Genomic DNA, 16766 nt, shown 5'->3' with positions numbered 1-16766 from the left:
TTCTACGCCCCCAGCCTTTTCTTGTTTTTGCGAAGCAAATACGCGAAGAACGGCGCCCCAAGGAACGCGGTAACGACGCCTAACGGAATTTCCGTTGGGCTAAGCAGCATTCGGGCTAACGTATCGGCCCAGAGCAGATAGATCCCTCCGAATATGGCCGTTACGGGCAGCAATATCCGATAGTCGGGGCCGACCATCAATCGGACCAAATGAGGAACGACAAGTCCGACGAAACCGATCGTGCCGGCTACGGAAACGGCTGCTGCCGTAATTAAAGTGGAAACGCATAATACGATCATGCGCGTTCTGACGACATTCACGCCTAGATGCTCGGCCTGACGCTCGCCAAGAGCGAATAAATTCAGCGTCCGGCCGTAAGACAATAGCACCGCGATTCCGATGAGGAAATACGGTACGAGCATGAAAGTAAAAGACCATCCGCGCAAAGAAAGGCTCCCCATCAGCCAGAAGACGATTTCATTGATGACCTTATCGGACAGAGACACCATGAAGGATACCATCGATCCGAGGAATGCCTGCACGACAACGCCGGATAGAATCAACGTTTCCAACTGAAACTTGCCATTAATGACAGCTAATCGCAGCACGATGAATAGGCTGAGCATCCCCGTTACGAAAGCGACGGCAGATATGGTCCATTGTCCCAGTAGCGCTACCTGTAAGCCGAACAAAATAATAAAAGCCGCCCCGACCGCGGATCCCGATGCTACGCCAAGTGTATAAGGATCCGCTAGCGGGTTGCGCAATACGCCTTGGAACCCCGCCCCCGCAAGGGATAGGCATGCCCCGATCAGAATAGCCAATAAAATTCGGGGCAAGCGAACCTTCAGGATGATCTGCTCCGAGGAAACCGGCCAATCCGGTGTAACCCAGTGCCCGACAAAAGGCAGCTGATGCCATAATATGCCCCACACTTGGGAGATAGGCAAGCTAGCAGTGCCCATCGACAAGCTCACGACAACGGAAAGAAGGAGGAGCGCCAAACCCGCTCCTCCCCAGATCAAGATTTTCCTACTCACTCTTCACCAATCCCGGATAAATGCCTTCCGAAAGCTGCTTCAGCGCTTCCGTAATGCGAGGTCCGGGTCTAGATAGAATGTCTCCGTCCATGCCGACCAATTGCTTATCCGCGATCGCTTTGATTTTATCCCATCCGCTGCGCCCTTGGATAAGATCCTCCAGCTTCTTGCCGGACTTGTCGTCCGTAATGTTCAGCGTATAGATGATGACATCCGGATTGTCCGCGATGACCTTCTCTTCGTTGATCGGATTCCAGCCTTGCATATCGGATGCGATGTTCACGCCGCCAGCCAGCGTAATCAACTCGTCCATGAACTCGCCTTTCCCAACTGTCCAACCCGGCGAGAACTCGATGTATACCTTCTTCTTGTCTTCAGGTTTGATCGTGGCTGCCGCCTCGGTAACCTTGCGAACGTCTTCTTTCATCTGCGCGACGAGCGCTTCCGCTTCCGTCTGCTTATCGGAAATTTGGCCAAACAGCAAGATGTTGCCTAGAACGTCATCGATGCTTTTAGGCTCCGTCTTAACCAGCTTAAGATCTAGCGAGCGTAATTTCTCTACGGCCGTATCTTTGATGGAAATCCCCGTAATGACAAGGTCCGGCTCCAAGGAAATAATGGCTTCCACGTTCGGTTCGGTCACGCCGCCTACCTTCTGCTTCTCCAACACTTCAGGCGGGTAGTTGTCGTAATCGGATACGCCGACTACTTTATCGCCCAGCCCTAGAGCGAACAAAATCTCGGTCTCCGATACGGAAGTCGATACAATCTTCTCAGGAGCCTTATCGAACGTGAATTCAGTTCCCGTCGCATCTTTAACCGTAAGCGGGTACTCCGTTTTCTTAACCGCTGCGTCCGAAGACGGAGCTGCGCTCTCCGAAGCAGCCGGGCTTGCGCTTGAGCTCGCGCTCGGGCTTGCCGCAGAATTGTTATTATCCTTGCCACAGCCTGCTAATGCGACTGCCAATACTAATGTTAATGCAATTAACCATAATTTTTTCATTACTCAATCTTCCTCTCGTCAAGTTAGTAGAGCTGCTCTTGAACGATCAAATCTTTTTACCGGCAGTGCCATTCAACGAGAAAACCCCCGGTCTCCAGCAGGAAACCAGGGGTCAGCAGATCAGGAATTAACTTTGGATGATTAGGTAAACGCTCTATCATGTCCTGATTCGGCCAGTCCTTTTCCGCGAAGGATGTTCTTTGGCGAAGCCGAGTAGGCAGGTTTCCTGGCTTACGGGTTTGCTGACTCCCTCATCTTCCCATTCCTTGCGGAACAGTGATCTTGCGAGGTTATCCCCGTTATACAGTGGCGGGACCGCGCCGGGTTTGCACCGGCTTCCCTTTTAACCTTATACGCTTGAGCGTCGAAGGCACCTACAGGCTGTAAATTATTCAATTGGTCAAGCAGGAATCCCTTCTAGCATTATAGATGAACTTCGCGAAAAAAAGAAGTGATATACTTCATTCTAAATCTTCTTAAGTATGTTTCCATTGGTATCTTTGATGACTCTTATGTCACCATCGTCTGAATTGTCTGCTTCCAAAGTCCCTTGCTCCATAGCTCTTGAAGCGTCTCATGATCGATCAGCTTGCGACTCCACTTCTTCTGTTCAGTAACTTCAACTATTACATCTGGATCGGATTGGTCGAAATCGTATGCTTTTTCGTCGCCATTGTCGGATGTTTTAAGGGTTCTTCTCGACTATAGTAGTAGATATCATACGATTTATACTTCCTAGGAGGGCGATTTCATGAAAAACCAGCATTTGCTCGAAAGACAGCAATGGTTCGTTAATCAAAGATCGGGCATGTTCATCCACTTCAACAGCGCGACGTTCCAATTCGCGGACTCGGAGATAGAAGATTGGGAATTCGCCCACGAGAACGGAGGCCAGCCGCGCAGGTTCGTCTTCGATCCCCAGGACTGGAACCCGACCGCTCTCGACTGCGCTCAATGGGCGACGGCGGCCAAGTCCGCCGGCATGACGTTCGCCGCGTTGACGGCCAAGCATCACGAAGGCTTCAGCCTATGGCCGACCCGGCATACGGAGCATTGCGTCAGGAACGCGGCCAACCCAACGGACGTCGTGAAGGAATACTTGGACGCGTTCCGCAAGGAAGGCATCCAAGCGGGGCTGTATTTCTCGATCCTCGACTTGCACCATAAGATCAACCGGAATAAGTGCACTCCGGAAGACAAGCAGTTCATCAAAAACCAGATCCTCGAGCTGCTGACGGAATACGGTGAAATTCCGTTCTTGATCATCGACGGTTGGGACGCCGAGTGGGGCGGTCCTCGCTACGAGGTACTTCCGTTCCAGGAGATCGACCAGTTGGTCAAGGAACTCCAGCCCGATTGCCTGCTGATGAATATCGGCTGCGACGATCTCGCGCTTACCGATATCGCTTTCTACGAGAACGCCGCAGGCCAGGAAATCTCGGACTCGTTCAACGGGCCGGGCGCGAGCTGCAACATTCTGACCAAGACGTGGTTCTGGAGAACGACCGATACGGATATGGAGCTGAAAACGGCCGATTGGGCGCTCGATAAAATTAACGACTCCAATCGCCGCAACGTCAGCTTCCTGCTGAACGGCGCGCCGAACCAGCTCGGACGGCTCGACGACAACATGCTTGCCCGCTTCAAGGAGATCGGAGAGCGCTACGCGCGGCCCGCCGATCTGGCGGAACCGCCGGCCGACTGGCCGACCCGCGGATAAACGAAAAGATCCGGGCGCCTTCTTCTCGAAGGCGCCCGGATCTTTTTTATATTCGGCTTATTCTTTGACCGCTCCCGCCGCAAGGCCGCTGACCACCCTTTCCTGGAATATCAGGAAGACGACGATCATCGGGATGATGGAGACGATGATGGACGCGAAGATCGGCCCGTACTCCGTCAAGCTCTTGGCCACGAACGTAAGCATCGTCAGCGGAATCGTGAACATGCTCTTGTCCGAGATGAAAATGACGGCGAAGATCAAATCGTTATAGACGTACAGGAAAGTCAGGATGAACGCCGTCGCGATCGCCGGCATCGTCAGCGGGAAAATGATCGAAGCGAACAACCGGATCGGCCCGCACCCGTCCAGGGCAGCCGATTCGTCCAGCTCCTTGCCGATTCCCCTCATATGACTGGAGATCAGGAAAATGGCGAACGGCAGATGGAAAGCCGTGTAGATCAGGACCATCGTCAAATAGTGGTTCTGTCCTTGAACCCCGCTGACCAGCTTCATGAGCGGCACGAGCGTGGTATGGACGGGAATCATGATACCCAGCAAAAAGTAAAGCAAAACGGCGTTGCCGAACTTCAAGCCCAGCCTCGCTAGGACGAAAGAAGCCAAGCTGCCCAGCAGGATGACCGACAGCGTCGAGACGATCGCGATTCCGAAAGAGTTGCCGATCGCCCGCAGCATGCCCGCATCGAACAGCGCCCTAGCGTAGTTAGAAAAACTGTAGAGGCTAGGCAGTTTGAATGGAGCCGAATAGATTTCGTCGGTCGTCTTGAAGGAGGACATCGCCGTAAATACGAGCGGATACAACGTAATGAGCGCCCAGACGGCCGAAAATAGGTACAGTAACGAGCCGCCTAAGCGAAAACGCGCCAGACGCAAGAGAGATCACCTACCGTTCTTATTTCAGGGAACCGTTTCCGTTCCCCTTACTTGTCGTTGTTCAGGTATCGGTTCGTCACGATGCTCAGGAATAGACCCGCAACGAGAATAAAAGTACCGATACTGTTCGCGAGGCCGAAGTTCATATACTTGAAGCCTTGGTAATACAGCAGCGTCGCCGGCACGTCGGACGCCCCGTTCGGTCCGCCGGACGTCATGACGAAGATGATGTCGAACACCCGCAGCGAGCCGGTGAAGCAAGTGACCGCGTAAATCTTGAACGTGTCCTTCAGCAGTGGGATCGTAATGTAGCGAAGCTTCCGCCAACCCGTCGCGCCGTCGATCGCCGCAGCTTGATAGAGCTGCTCCGGAATGCCGACGATACCCGCCGAGAAAATGATCATATTGAGTCCCGCATACACCCACATGTTGATGATAGGCGTCGTGTAAGTGACGATCGTCGTATCTCCGAGCCAGTTGCGAACCAGGTTTCCGAGCCCGATCTCCGTCAGCAGCGTATTAAAGAGGCCTCCGTTCGGAAACAGAATGAACGTCCACATTAAGGCTACCGCCGTCATCGGCAGAACGACCGGCATGAAGAAGGCCGTCTTGAAGAAGCGATTGCCCTTCATCTTGCGGGAAATCAGATACCCGAGAAAAAAAGAAAGGGGCATCTGCAGGGCGAAACCGATCAGGATAAACTTCAGAACGTTCGCAAGCGACGTCCAAAACTCCGGCATTTGGAACATCGTTTTGTAATTGTCCAATCCGGAGAACACCATCTTCGAGCCGGCGATGCCGTTCCATTCGTAGAACGACATGAACACGGACTGAAGCACCGGATAGATCAAGAGCACCGTGTAGACCGCGAATGCCGGTAAGAGGAACAACGCCGCGGTCGCGTATTTGCTGCGATTGCTGATCATGGAAACCTCCGCATCCCGGACGGGAACGGACCGGCCGCGTCTACGGCCGCCGCGCCCGCCCGGGTCTTCTGTTATTTAAGCAGCTTGTCGACCTGGTCCTGCATGCTCTTCGCTGCTTTTTCGGGCGCCAAGCCGGCGAACATGCCTTGAATGCCGTTGCGAACCGTGTCCATCATCTGCGGCAGAGGATCGTAGGAATACAATTCCGCTTTGAACGTCGCGTCCTTGAACGCTTCCGAGTAGCTAATCGTGAGCGGATCCACCTTGGCGGGATCACTCTCGATCTTGACCGGGAACACGCCGCCTTTTTGCACCTGCTGATAATATTGGAAAGACTCCGGTGAGGTGACGAACTTCAGAAGTTGGATAGCCGCTTCCTTCTTCGCTCCCTCCGCTTTACCGGAAATCGAGAACGCCCCTCCGGCTCCGCCCATCCAGACGTCCTTGTTTTCCGGCTTGTCGCCGTAGTACGGGAACGGGAAAAAGCCGACTTTGTCGCTGATTGGTGATTGGCCCGCTTCCCCGATGTACCAGCTTCCGTCCATGTGCATCGCCGTCTTCTCGGTGTGGAACATGTTCTTCTCCGCGTTGACGTCGATAGAGACGATATTGTCCCCGAGGAATCCTTTTTGCTGCCAGCTCTTCATCTGCGTCAGCACGTCGATGAACGGCTGATCGTTGTACTTAGCCGTGCGGTTGCGAATGTCGTCCGCGATCTGCCCGCCCATCTTCTTGTCGACCAGGACGCTGTACAGATGTCCGCCGCGCCACGTATCCTTCTCGCCGAGCGCCATCGGAACGATGCCCGCGTCCTTCAGCTTTTGCGCCGCCGCTTCGAATTCTTCGATCGTGGCCGGCACCTCGACGTTCGCTTTCGCGAACAAGTCTTTGTTGTAGAAAATGCCGATCGCGTAGAACTCGTAGGGAACCGCGTACGTGCCCGGAACGTCCGGGAACTTCCAGTTCTCGAACACGTCCAGGTACGAGCCGGACCATTCTTTATCGGAGTCCAAGATCTCGGAGAGATCCATCGCCACGCCCTGTTTGGCGTATTCGGCGAACGCGGCCCCGCCGTAGTTGGCGAAAACCTCCGGAACGTCTCCCGAAGCGACGGCCGTCTTGAATTTCGTATTAAACGTGCCTTCGTCCTCTACGGACAGATCTTCGACGACGATATTCGGATTCAGTTGCTGGAACTCTTTCACTTTATCCCGGAAAGCGGTTGCATTCGGTTGATCGCTTGCCAAGCGGGTCAAAATCCGGATTTTCACTTTTTCCCCGCCCGCGTCGGCCGTCCCCGCGGACTCCGCGTTTTTGCCGCTATCTCCGCAACCGGACAATACCGAGGCCAGGACGACGACGCTTAGGCCCGACAACCCGATTTTTCTGAACATGCGCTTTTCCCCCTGTTAGATATGGTGTGCCTTGCCTCTCCGATTATAGAAGTCGCCGGGTCGGGGAGACATAGATTATCTTTGGTCGATTGGTAATATCTTTGGTCGAAGTCGTCCCGAGCGATGCGGAGGCTTCAGATTTTGGATTTAAAGTACAGGGAGGGGGAAATTCCGAACATCTTCTTGAAGCTTTTGCTGAAATAATAAGGGTCGCCGAAACCGACGGAATCGGTGATCTCCGACAGCTTGCCGTTTCCGTCGTCCATCATCGCTTTGGCTTGCGTCAATCGCTTGCGGATCAGGTATTCGCTGATCGTAATGCCCGCTTCTCTCTTGAACACGCTGCTCAGATGGCTCGGATTGATCGAGAGGTTGGCGGAGATCGCCTCCAGCCCGATTTCCCTGTTCGCGTAGTTTTCGTCGATGTACCTTTTGACCTTCTCGACCGTTCGGGCGTAACCGTGGAGCTTGCTCCGGCTATAGACGTTAAGCGCCTGCCGGCAGAGCCTCTCGAACCACGCCTTCGTCTCGCCGAGCGATTCGTGGCCGTCGAGCAGCGCTCCGGCGGAGAAATCGAGGTCGGCGAGTTCGGGGATTTCGATCTCGTTCTCCTTCGCGAATTGGGCGATCACGAGGAACAGCTCGGTCAGCACGAGAACGGCTTGATCGGCGAGCAAGCCGCGCTCCTCGATCTCGCGGAAGACGCGGCCGATTTCTCCGATTGCAGCCGACGAGTTGCCCGAACGCATCGGAATGAGCAGATCGTGCCGGAAATTCTCGAAGAACGAAGAAGCGCCGGCCTTGTTCTCGAGGGAACGATACGGAATGATCCGGTTAGGGCCCATCACGACCCGGTTCCTTCTCGCCGCGACCGCTTCCCGGTAGCTGGCCGCGATGCCGTCGAGCCCTCTCCCGACGTTCCCGACCCCGACCGTCACGGTGAAGCGAAGCCTTATCTCGATAAAAGACTTTGCTTCTTCGCTATGCCCGATGAGCCTCTCCAGGCCGTCCTCGTCTCCGACGCCGGCGATCAGCGCCGCATGGCCGGCGGAATCGTAGACGCATTCGACGGGATAACCGCGGGACAACGTTTCCGCGAAGATGTTCGACACGGCGAAATACCAGAGGCGCTCCTCCGCCGGGTCGACCTCTTTGCCGGGCAGGGCGTCGATCTGCACGACGGCAACGGCGGCCCGGTCGATCCCGGCGAGGTTCGGAGCATGCCGCTCCAGCTCTTGCCGGAAATCCCGGGACCGCGCGACGGGCTCGAGCAAAGACCGCAGGAGCTTCTCCTTCAGCACGTCCCGGCTTTCCTTGTAGCTCATCTCCATCAGGGCGAGATTGTTTTGCCGCGCTCTCTCGTTCTCGATCGACGAGGTCAGTTCGACGATGACGGATCTCAGCTCGTCTTTGTCGATCGGCTTGAGCAAGTACCGAACGACTCCGGCCTGAACCGCGGTTCTCGCGTAGTCGAAATCGCTGTACCCGGTCAGAATGACGACTTTCGTTCCCGGGTAATCCGCCCGGACGGTCTCCGCGAACTCCAGACCGTTCACGAAAGGCATATGGATATCGACGATCGCGATATCCGGGCGAAGCCGGCCGACCTGCTCCAGGGCGTCTTCCCCGTCGGACGCTTCGCCCGCGATGGCGCAGCCGAGCTCGTCCCAATTCAGGCACGCCTTCAAGCGTTCCCGGACCAGCCATTCGTCGTCTACGATTAGCAGCTTGATCATCATTCGTCGTCCTTCCACATTTCGTTCTTGGGCAAGCCGATCTCGACCGTCGTCCCCTCCGCGCCGCTGCGGATTCGCAGGCCAAAACTGTCGCCGAAATACAGCTTGATCCTCTTGTCCGTGCTTGCCAGCCCGAAGCCTGACCGCGCCTTCCCTTCCGGCGAATCCGACAGCATTTTGCCCAGCGTCTCCGGATCCATGCCGATGCCGTCATCGACGACGGATAGAATCAGCCGCTCGCGATCGGCGGAGCCGGCGATCCGAATCGTCCCCGGCCCGCGCTTATTGCGCAGGCCGTGAAGCAGCGCGTTTTCGACGAGAGGCTGCAGCAGCAGCTTGACCGTGGCGTACCGGTATAGGGACTCGTCCACTTCGATCTCGTAATTCAGCCGGTCGCCGTGGCGGATTTTCAACATTTTCAAATAGCTCTCGGTAATGTCCAGCTCTTCCTTGAGGGAAATGATCTTGCTCCCCCTGCTCAATACCCCGCGGTAGAAAAAAGCCAATTCATTCACCAAGCGGATGATCTCCCCGTTGCGGTTCAACTCCGCCAGTCCGTTGATACTTTCGAGCGTGTTGTACAGAAAATGGGGATTCAGTTGCGACTGAAGCAAGGCCAGCTCGTACTCTTCCTCTTTTTTCTGCTTGTCCAGAAGATCGTCCATCAATTCGGCCGTTTTCCGGATCATCCGGTTGAACTCGAGCGTCAGCGTGCCGATCTCGTCTTTGTATTTCACTTCCGCTCTCACGCCCAGGTCCCCGCCCGATACGAACTTCATCGTCTGCTTCAGCCTCAAGATCGGCCGGGTGATGGAATTGGATAGCAGGACGGTCACGAACGCCGAAATCGCAAGAAAAACAAAGCCGATCGAGAGCAGCTGGCTCGTCAGCCTCTTCTGGTCTTGCAAAATTTCGACCGTCGGCACGATGCCCACGACCGTCCAATTCAAGCGCTCGTAATGCCGGGAAATGACGAGAAACCGCTCGCCTCCGATCCCGAACGTCTTACCTCCGTTATGCTCCTTGATCCACCCGTAATAGGGCTGATCGGCGACCGAGGCGTACAACTCGTTCTTGTCCGCGTGCGAGACGGCCGTCCCCCGATCGTTCACGACGAAAATTTTCCCGCTGTCGCCCAGTCGGATTCGGTCGTACAACCCGGAGATCGTCCGTTCGTTGACGTTTGTCTCGATGACCCCGATCCTTCTTCCCGAGTCCGCGTCGATGATGCCCCTGACCAGCGTGACGATGTTCTGGGCCGAGCCCGACTGCGTATAGTTGCTCGGATGCGTGTCGAGCCAGCGCAATTGCCCGGTCGATTCGAACGTTTGGAAGTAGTCGTAGAACTCGGGCAACCTGTACTGCAGATTTTGCAGCCTCCCGGAATCGAACAGCCTCTGATGAAAGTCGTATATCAGCATCGAATCGATCAACGATCTGGCGCCGATGATGCCGTCCAGCGCGCTAAACGCCTTATTCCGGCTGTTGTAGCGGGAAAGCTCGTCCTTTCGGGGTCTGGAGGTGAGCACCTCCTGGATATCGCCGTTCGTGATCGCCGTCTTCGCGTAATCCTCGACCCTGTCGAACGTCAGGTCGAATTTCTCGGAGACGAGCGCGATGTTCTGGGACGTGTTCTCGATCGTTTTGCCGATCAGGATCGACGACGAGACGTTGTTTACGATGACGACCAGCAAAGCGAGAAGCACGGCAAAAAGCAAGGCAAAGGACAAGCTTAACCGGCTTCGGATGGATGAGGAATAATACAGCTCGTGCGCCCTGCGCAGCAATCGTTCCAATCGCGTCATGGTTCGGTCGGCTTCCACCTTTCGTACGGGGCCGATATATTGGGCAAACGCCATTCTTGCATTTTAACATAAGCGCTTCGGGATCAAAAAGGATTCGAATTGAAAGCGCTATTATTTTTGTTCGATCCCGTGTATGGCGTATGATATCTACTACTGTACCCGATTCGAACGCTCTAAACAGCTGACAATGGCGACTTCCTATAGTACAATCTCTACATTCACGAGAGGAGGGAGATCATGCTCGTACTCGAACTCAAGGTGCCGCCGTTTCCTTTGCTGGCCACGGTCGGGCACGTTCTATGGCCGTCCGGAGTCGTGCACGCGGAGCGAACCTTCGAGGCGTTCGATATGATCTTTTGCGCGAAGGGAGCTTTGTTCATCGAGGAGGACGGAGTCAAATACGACATCCGTCCGGGCATGATTCTGGTGCTTGAGCCGGGGAAAACGCATCGCGGCTATCGCCCGACGGAGGAGGATACCGAGGCGTATTGGATCCACTTTCAATACCCGGCGCATTCTGGGCCGCTCTTGAAAGAAAAGAACGATTGGCAGCAGTCGCTGCTGAAGCTGACGAATCAGGATACGGAGCCTCCTCCGACCCTGATCGACGTTCCCAAATTCGCTCCCGTCGATTTACGCGCGATTGTGCCCCTCTTGAAAGAAATGCTGCAACTGCACGGCGTACTGACCCATTACGGCTCTTTTGAATTGCATTTGCTGTTCGGGCAGGTGCTGACGCAGCTCCAGAACGGAATGAGGAAGAACAGCCCGCAGGCCCGCTCCTACTTTCTGGGGGAGAAGGCGGCATCGTACTTGGCGAACCGGTTGGAGCTTCCTTTCGACTCGGCGGAGATGGAACGCGATCTGCATTACCATTTCGACTATTTAGCCCGGTGCTTAAAGCAATATTGCGGAATGAGCCCGCTGCAGTACCGACATCGCTTGCAGATCGACCGCGCGAAACGGATGCTCGCCCATTCGGATCTGTCGCTGACGAAAATCCGGGAGCAATGCGGCTTCCAGGACAACAACTACTTCACGCGGCTGTTCAAGCGGCAAACCTCTTTTACTCCGGGCGAATACCGCAAGCGGTATCAGGTGTTCCGGGTCGATTAACCGGTCAGAACCCGATCTAGTCCGTTCCACCCGTTCGCCGATGCCGTGCATTTAAACTAGAAATCGCTCCGTTCTCCTTACCCTGAGAAAAAGCTGGCTTAAAATAATGATCTAAGTTTCCGATAATAAAATGGAAATCGGGAGAATTTTCCTTTTTCATGACATCTAGAAATGAGGGTTCATTGAATGACGGTAATCGGTATCGATCTAGGTACGACAAACAGCTTGGTCGCCTATTGGACGGAAGATGGTCCCACTATTATACCGAACGTGCTAGGGGAACGATTGACCCCTTCTATAGTCAGCGTGGATGAAAATGGAGAAATACTTGTAGGCCAAATCGCCAAAGAACGGTTAATGACTCACCCGGATCTTACGGCTGCTACATTTAAGAGATATATGGGCACGGAGAAATTATACCGTCTAGGTCAGTACTCCTTTTCTCCGGAAGAGCTGTCGTCCTTTATCGTGAAATCGTTAAAAACAGATGCGGAAGCTTTTCTCGGACGCGAAGTGACGGAGGCCGTCATTAGCGTCCCTGCGTATTTCAACGACACTCAACGCAAGGCGACCAAACGGGCGGCGGAAATCGCAGGCCTGAAGGTAGAGCGCCTTATCAGCGAGCCTACGGCTGCGGCGATTTCTTATGGTCTCCATCAGCAGCAATCGGACACGAAATTCCTCGTCTTCGATTTGGGCGGAGGCACTTTCGATGTGTCTATACTGGAGTTTTTTGAAGGCGTAATGGAAGTGCAGTCGATTGCCGGAGATAATTACTTGGGAGGCGAGGATTTTACGTTATTGTTGGTTTCTTTTTTCGTTGAATCAAAGGGAATTGACTACCAGCAACTCGACAACAAAGCTCGTTCCGCTCTATTCAAACAAGCCGAGATATGCAAACGTACTATAGGAAGCGGACATGCCGGACAAATGAGCTTTAAATGGGAGGACAAAGAATTCGAACTCACCCTGGATCGTAACGAGTTTGAGAAACTAGCCAGCCATCTCGTTCTCCGGTTGCGTCACCCAATTGAAAGGGCATTGCGCGATGCCTCTCTATCACCTGATGATCTTGATGCCGTTATCTTAATAGGCGGGGCGACCCGTATGCCGGTTATCAAATCGGTTGTCGGCAAAATGTTCGGGAAGCTGCCTTTCAGTCAGATTAATCCCGATGAGGCTGTTGCTTTGGGTGCCGCTATACAGGTCGCCCTCAAGGAGAGGAACGAGGCTCTTAAAGAGGTCGTTCTGACAGATGTATGTCCCTATACGTTAGGTATCGAAATTACAAAGACGATGGGGAACGGAAATTATGACAGCGGTCATTTTAGTCCGATCATTGAACGCAATACGCCTATTCCGGTTAGCAAGGCAGAGCAGTACTTTACGATCCACGATAATCAGAAAAATATTCGAGTGATTGTCTACCAAGGCGAGAGCCGCAAAGTGGACAATAATATTAAGCTAGGGGAGCTCTCGGTTCCAGTCCCTCCCGATAAGGCAGGAGAGCAAGCCATAGACGTTAGGTTCACCTACGATATTAACGGTATTTTAGAAGTAGAGGTGACTACGATCGGTACCGGATTAAAACAAAAAACCATTATCGAGAAAAATCCCGGTAAGCTGACGCAGCACGAGATCGAAGAAAGACTGAAGATATTAAAGGACATCAAGATTCATCCTCGGGAGCGGACGGAGAACAGGCTGCTTCTAGCCAAAGGCGAAAGGCTATATGAAGAAGCGCTAGGTGAGAACCGGGCCGAAATTGCTTTTATGCTGCAGCAGTTTGAACAGGTTCTTGCCTCTCAAAATGAACAGGAAGTTAAAAAGGCCTCTTCGCACCTCAGGAAACAGTTAGAGTACTTGGAGAGGTGGCGTGATTATTAATGCAGTTCTGGAAAATTCTCGGCATAGAACCTACGGATGATGTGTCAGCAATCAAAAGAGCATACGCGGTCAAGCTAAAGATTCATCATCCGGAGGAAGATCCGGAAGGTTATCAGCGGCTACGGGAAGCATACGATCAAGCGGTAAAACAGGCTAAACAGAAAGCCAAGAAGGCTATAAACCGTGATATTACGGAGACCGAGGACGATGGGCGGGAAGTCTCTGCCGCATTGGAGCAAGAACTGGATGAGCATGAGCATGAAAATGAGCATGAAGATGAACCTGAGGATGAGCATGAAGATGAGGATGACGCGGATCCAGATCATCCGTATCATCCTTATCGTTTGTTGTCGTTCCAAGAGTCGAATAACCCCTTCGTTCCTGATCATCCGTTTGAACGGTTTATCGAGCAGATCGAAGCGTTGTATGAGAACTTTTCATTACGGGTAGATACCAATAAGTGGATGGAACTGCTGGACTCGGACGCCGTTTGGAATGTAGAGCTGAACCGCACAACCTCTCGTATTCTGCTTGATTTTATGGAAGAGCATTACTTTGTGCCTGATGCCGTCTGGAAGCTCCTTGAGAACACGTTTCACTGGAGGGATTTGGCTGAGGAGGACAAAGAAAGCTTTCAAGGGCAATATCCCAAAGTATATACGTATGGGATCGGGAATGAACTTGTATTAAACATGGGATATTCGGTTCTTCTGAATGCCGCGGATTTGGATCATGACGTATTCCTACTCGCTCGGGAAAATGCCTTATTAGCCTTACTGGAGCAGGATTATTCAGCGGCCGAGCGCCATTTAAGAAAAGCAACGGAACGATTCGAGTCCGACCCGGATGTCATTCGGCTCCAAATCGAGTGTTATTCCCGATTGAAAAATCCGGAACGGGCTCTGGATGCGTGCAACGGACTTATTCTCCTCATCCCCGATTCGGTAGAAGGGCATCTGAACCGTGCTCGAATCAATTTCGAGGACGGTAAACCGCAAGAGGTACTACAAGATCTATCGCGAATCCTGGAACGAATTCCGAATCATACCTCTGCTCTATCTTTAGCAGGAAGATCATATATGAAGCTAGGAAAGTACGACAAAGCGCATGAAATGTATCAACGAATTCAGAAGGAGAACGCCAACGATATAGAAGCTATGCTAGCGCTAGCGGAACTCTCCGCAATAAAAGCGGAAACCATTAAGAAGCAAGAGGGAAGCGGCAATAGAAAAACGCTGAAGCAGTTGAAAATAGATCTTGGTAAGACGCCATTAAGCTATCGTCTTAAGCAGAGCGCCTTTCTCCTCTTAGGCGGTAAATGGTTCAGCCTGATTGCTATTATCGCGCTTCATATTTTCATCTCTTCTTCCTTCGTGAAGCATACGGGAGAGACGCCTATTCGTTTTCTCATCCATGCGACTAAACCGATCGAATATAAGACGGTTGTCTCGCTGGCAGACTTGGATTCGGATTCCCTTCTTCCGAAAGCAAGCACGACGGTTCGTATGGAGTTGTCCAAAGCCACTTATATGGGTATTAATCAAGTTCGGATGAAGGACGATGACGGCAATCCAAAGATCGCTTACCTCTCAACGGCCGAGGTGGAAAAGCAAGATCTTCTGTCCAATATCAGCGGGTACTTAAACTTCGTTATATTAGACGGAACTCCCCTGCTTATCTTGAGCGATTATGATCAGGCCAAAGCAATCTACGATAAAAAAACGATAGAAATCAAAGGAACCGTTCAATCTCTAAATCCGACGCTAGCGGGAGAATACGAAAAATGGAAAAAACGGTTTTTGAAAGCTGACCAGAGTCCTTTAGCGGATAAATACTTGAATTTGATCGAGAAGCCGGCTTCCGATCAAAGCAGCATTCCTCTACGGATCTATTTTTACCTTCTTGCGTTGGCCTTGTTCTATATTTCCGTATTTCGGGAAGTCCGAAGAGTAACTAGGTACCTTCGATATACATAATGGGGAGAAAGGGAGTGGAAAAATCATGAACATCTCAACTGCGGAAGCACAGGAGACCGCCCAACTATATATCGACGCGCTATCGGCAATGTGCATCGTAGGGAAACATGGCGATTACCATGTCCAAAATCCAAATTGGATCTTCACGAAAAGAAATTATCTACGTAATTTATGCCAACATTGGGAAGTCGGGAATTCCGACGAACTGAAAGATAACATTAAATGGTCCTTATCGGTGGGGCACAGAAAAGAATTCGAGGACATGAACCTTGCTTTATCTACCCAACCGGAATCCGACAGATCACATTATATCGAGATGGAGAAAGACAATCCTACTCGGCGCTATAAGCTCTCGATAGTGAATGATTACTTAGAACGCATGCCTCCAGGAGGAATTGCGGCGACCGATTATACCTGGGCGGTATTCAAGTGCTGTGCCGGGTTTAAGCTGGATTATTTAACCGAAGAAGAGAAGTGGAAATATATAAATGAAATTATCGCGATTATTAGAAGCAATTATACGAATTGGAAAGACTTCTTAATTAGTTTTACTGTCGGTTCCGCTTATACTTCCTTAAATAGGAGCGCCGATTATATAAGCGAGAACAAAGCATTGCTCGCTAAACTTCTTGTATCCCCCTATAGCCCGTTGCGTAAAGTGAAATTAAACGGTTAAGAGTTTGTTCAAGATGGCGCGGTTGACATCGCAAAAAGCCCCGAAGAGGATTTCCTCATCGGGGCTTTCTTCAACAAGCAATCGATTCAGTCGCACTAAACCGCTGTTAAATCTTCTTAACGAATTCCGATTTTAGCTTCATCTCTCCGAACCCGTCGATTTTGCAATCGATGTCATGATCCCCGTCAACCAACCGGATGTTTTTCACTTTCGTTCCGATTTTCACGACTAACGAGCTTCCTTTGACTTTAAGGTCTTTGATTACGGATACCGAATCGCCATCGTTTAAGATGTTTCCGTTGGCATCTTTGACAACCTTCTTATCGTCGCCATCCGCAGGATCGGATTCCAAAGACCATTCATGAGCGCATTCCGGGCAGATCAGAAGATTGCCGTCTTCGTACGTATATGCTGAATTACATTTTGGACAATTCGGAAGTTCTAGCATCTATATATTCCCTCGCCTTCGGACTCTACTTTATCAAGAATCTACTGTATGAAGCAGATCTTCCTCCCATTGTTCACAAACTGTTCACTTATGAGGAGGTTTCCGCTGTCTCTATAATTACAAGGGTAAAAAGAAAGGATGACGCGAA

13 protein-coding genes and 1 riboswitch are annotated in these 16766 nt (G+C 52.2%); of the genes, 5 read left to right on the top strand and 8 right to left on the bottom strand.

Features of this window, described 5'->3' with window-relative positions; genetic code table 11:
- Positions 1–2: 2 nt before the first annotated feature.
- Together L3D05_RS18245 and L3D05_RS18240 are read right to left on the bottom strand one after the other, a co-directional pair.
- Positions 3–1040 carry a FecCD family ABC transporter permease gene (locus L3D05_RS18245; protein ID WP_239617749.1) on the bottom strand — a complete coding sequence of 346 codons (1038 nt, stop codon included), beginning with the start codon at positions 1038–1040 and terminating at the stop codon, positions 3–5.
- Positions 1033–2043 carry an ABC transporter substrate-binding protein gene (locus tag L3D05_RS18240; RefSeq protein WP_239617748.1) on the bottom strand — a complete coding sequence of 337 codons (1011 nt, stop codon included), beginning with the start codon at positions 2041–2043 and terminating at the stop codon, positions 1033–1035. Before L3D05_RS18240 ends, L3D05_RS18245 begins: the two co-directional genes overlap by 8 nt.
- Positions 2044–2242: 199 nt before the next feature.
- Positions 2243–2436, bottom strand: a riboswitch (cobalamin riboswitch).
- 358 nt (positions 2437–2794) lie between these two features.
- Here L3D05_RS18240 and L3D05_RS18235 point away from each other — a divergent pair.
- Entirely contained in the window at positions 2795–3763 is a 969-nt protein-coding gene (locus L3D05_RS18235; RefSeq protein ID WP_239617747.1) for an alpha-L-fucosidase, read from the top strand.
- Between the two features lie 57 nt (positions 3764–3820).
- On the opposite strand, the gene L3D05_RS18230 is transcribed toward L3D05_RS18235, so the two are convergent.
- From L3D05_RS18230 to L3D05_RS18210, 5 genes are all read right to left on the bottom strand, one after another.
- On the bottom strand, positions 3821–4654 hold the full coding sequence (locus L3D05_RS18230; RefSeq protein ID WP_239617746.1) for a carbohydrate ABC transporter permease: 834 nt from the start codon (positions 4652–4654) through the stop codon (positions 3821–3823).
- Positions 4655–4701: 47 nt separating this feature from the next.
- Complete coding sequence (locus L3D05_RS18225; protein ID WP_239617745.1) at positions 4702–5580, bottom strand: carbohydrate ABC transporter permease; 879 nt, start codon at positions 5578–5580, stop codon at positions 4702–4704.
- A gap of 71 nt (positions 5581–5651) precedes the next feature.
- Positions 5652–6974, bottom strand: a complete 1323-nt coding sequence (locus L3D05_RS18220; protein WP_239617744.1) for an ABC transporter substrate-binding protein — start codon at positions 6972–6974, stop codon at positions 5652–5654.
- A 134-nt stretch (positions 6975–7108) separates the two neighbouring features.
- The gene (locus L3D05_RS18215) at positions 7109–8713 is read right to left on the bottom strand and encodes a response regulator (RefSeq protein ID WP_239617743.1); all 1605 of its coding nucleotides are present in this window, start codon (positions 8711–8713) and stop codon (positions 7109–7111) included.
- The gene (locus L3D05_RS18210; protein WP_239617742.1) at positions 8710–10515 is read right to left on the bottom strand and encodes a sensor histidine kinase; all 1806 of its coding nucleotides are present in this window, start codon (positions 10513–10515) and stop codon (positions 8710–8712) included. The genes L3D05_RS18215 and L3D05_RS18210 overlap by 4 nt, the downstream gene beginning before the upstream one ends.
- A 237-nt stretch (positions 10516–10752) precedes the next feature.
- Between L3D05_RS18210 and L3D05_RS18205 the strand changes: the two genes are divergently transcribed.
- The 4 genes from L3D05_RS18205 to L3D05_RS18190 all read left to right on the top strand — a co-directional run bounded on the left by L3D05_RS18205 (position 10753) and on the right by L3D05_RS18190 (position 16170).
- On the top strand, positions 10753–11631 hold the full coding sequence (locus L3D05_RS18205; protein ID WP_239617741.1) for an AraC family transcriptional regulator: 879 nt from the start codon (positions 10753–10755) through the stop codon (positions 11629–11631).
- Between the two features lie 186 nt (positions 11632–11817).
- On the top strand, positions 11818–13518 hold the full coding sequence (locus L3D05_RS18200; RefSeq protein ID WP_239617740.1) for a molecular chaperone HscC: 1701 nt from the start codon (positions 11818–11820) through the stop codon (positions 13516–13518).
- Positions 13518–15494, top strand: a complete 1977-nt coding sequence (locus L3D05_RS18195) for a J domain-containing protein (RefSeq protein ID WP_239617739.1) — start codon at positions 13518–13520, stop codon at positions 15492–15494. The genes L3D05_RS18200 and L3D05_RS18195 overlap by 1 nt, the downstream gene beginning before the upstream one ends.
- Positions 15495–15519: 25 nt before the next feature.
- Positions 15520–16170, top strand: coding sequence for a DUF1266 domain-containing protein (locus L3D05_RS18190; RefSeq protein WP_239617738.1), 651 nt, complete (start codon positions 15520–15522; stop codon positions 16168–16170).
- A gap of 106 nt (positions 16171–16276) precedes the next feature.
- On the opposite strand, the gene L3D05_RS18185 is transcribed toward L3D05_RS18190, so the two are convergent.
- Positions 16277–16618 (bottom strand): zinc ribbon domain-containing protein YjdM, encoded by a 342-nt coding sequence (locus L3D05_RS18185; RefSeq protein ID WP_239617737.1) that lies wholly within the window; start codon positions 16616–16618, stop codon positions 16277–16279.
- Positions 16619–16766 lie beyond the last annotated feature (148 nt).

Source organism: Cohnella mopanensis, assembly GCF_022352055.1.
Classification (GTDB): domain Bacteria; phylum Bacillota; class Bacilli; order Paenibacillales; family Paenibacillaceae; genus Cohnella; species Cohnella mopanensis.
This window is presented reverse-complemented; position numbering and strand designations above follow the sequence as displayed.

Coding starts and splice junctions, on each gene's coding strand:
- L3D05_RS18240 (WP_239617748.1), bottom strand. CDS start 2,043: ATGAAAAAATTATGGTTAATTGCATTAACATTAGTATTGGCAGTCGCA.
- L3D05_RS18235 (WP_239617747.1), top strand. CDS start 2,795: ATGAAAAACCAGCATTTGCTCGAAAGACAGCAATGGTTCGTTAATCAA.
- L3D05_RS18225 (WP_239617745.1), bottom strand. CDS start 5,580: ATGATCAGCAATCGCAGCAAATACGCGACCGCGGCGTTGTTCCTCTTA.
- L3D05_RS18220 (WP_239617744.1), bottom strand. CDS start 6,974: ATGTTCAGAAAAATCGGGTTGTCGGGCCTAAGCGTCGTCGTCCTGGCC.
- L3D05_RS18215 (WP_239617743.1), bottom strand. CDS start 8,713: ATGATGATCAAGCTGCTAATCGTAGACGACGAATGGCTGGTCCGGGAA.
- L3D05_RS18210 (WP_239617742.1), bottom strand. CDS start 10,515: ATGACGCGATTGGAACGATTGCTGCGCAGGGCGCACGAGCTGTATTAT.
- L3D05_RS18205 (WP_239617741.1), top strand. CDS start 10,753: ATGCTCGTACTCGAACTCAAGGTGCCGCCGTTTCCTTTGCTGGCCACG.
- L3D05_RS18200 (WP_239617740.1), top strand. CDS start 11,818: ATGACGGTAATCGGTATCGATCTAGGTACGACAAACAGCTTGGTCGCC.
- L3D05_RS18195 (WP_239617739.1), top strand. CDS start 13,518: ATGCAGTTCTGGAAAATTCTCGGCATAGAACCTACGGATGATGTGTCA.
- L3D05_RS18190 (WP_239617738.1), top strand. CDS start 15,520: ATGAACATCTCAACTGCGGAAGCACAGGAGACCGCCCAACTATATATC.
- L3D05_RS18185 (WP_239617737.1), bottom strand. CDS start 16,618: ATGCTAGAACTTCCGAATTGTCCAAAATGTAATTCAGCATATACGTAC.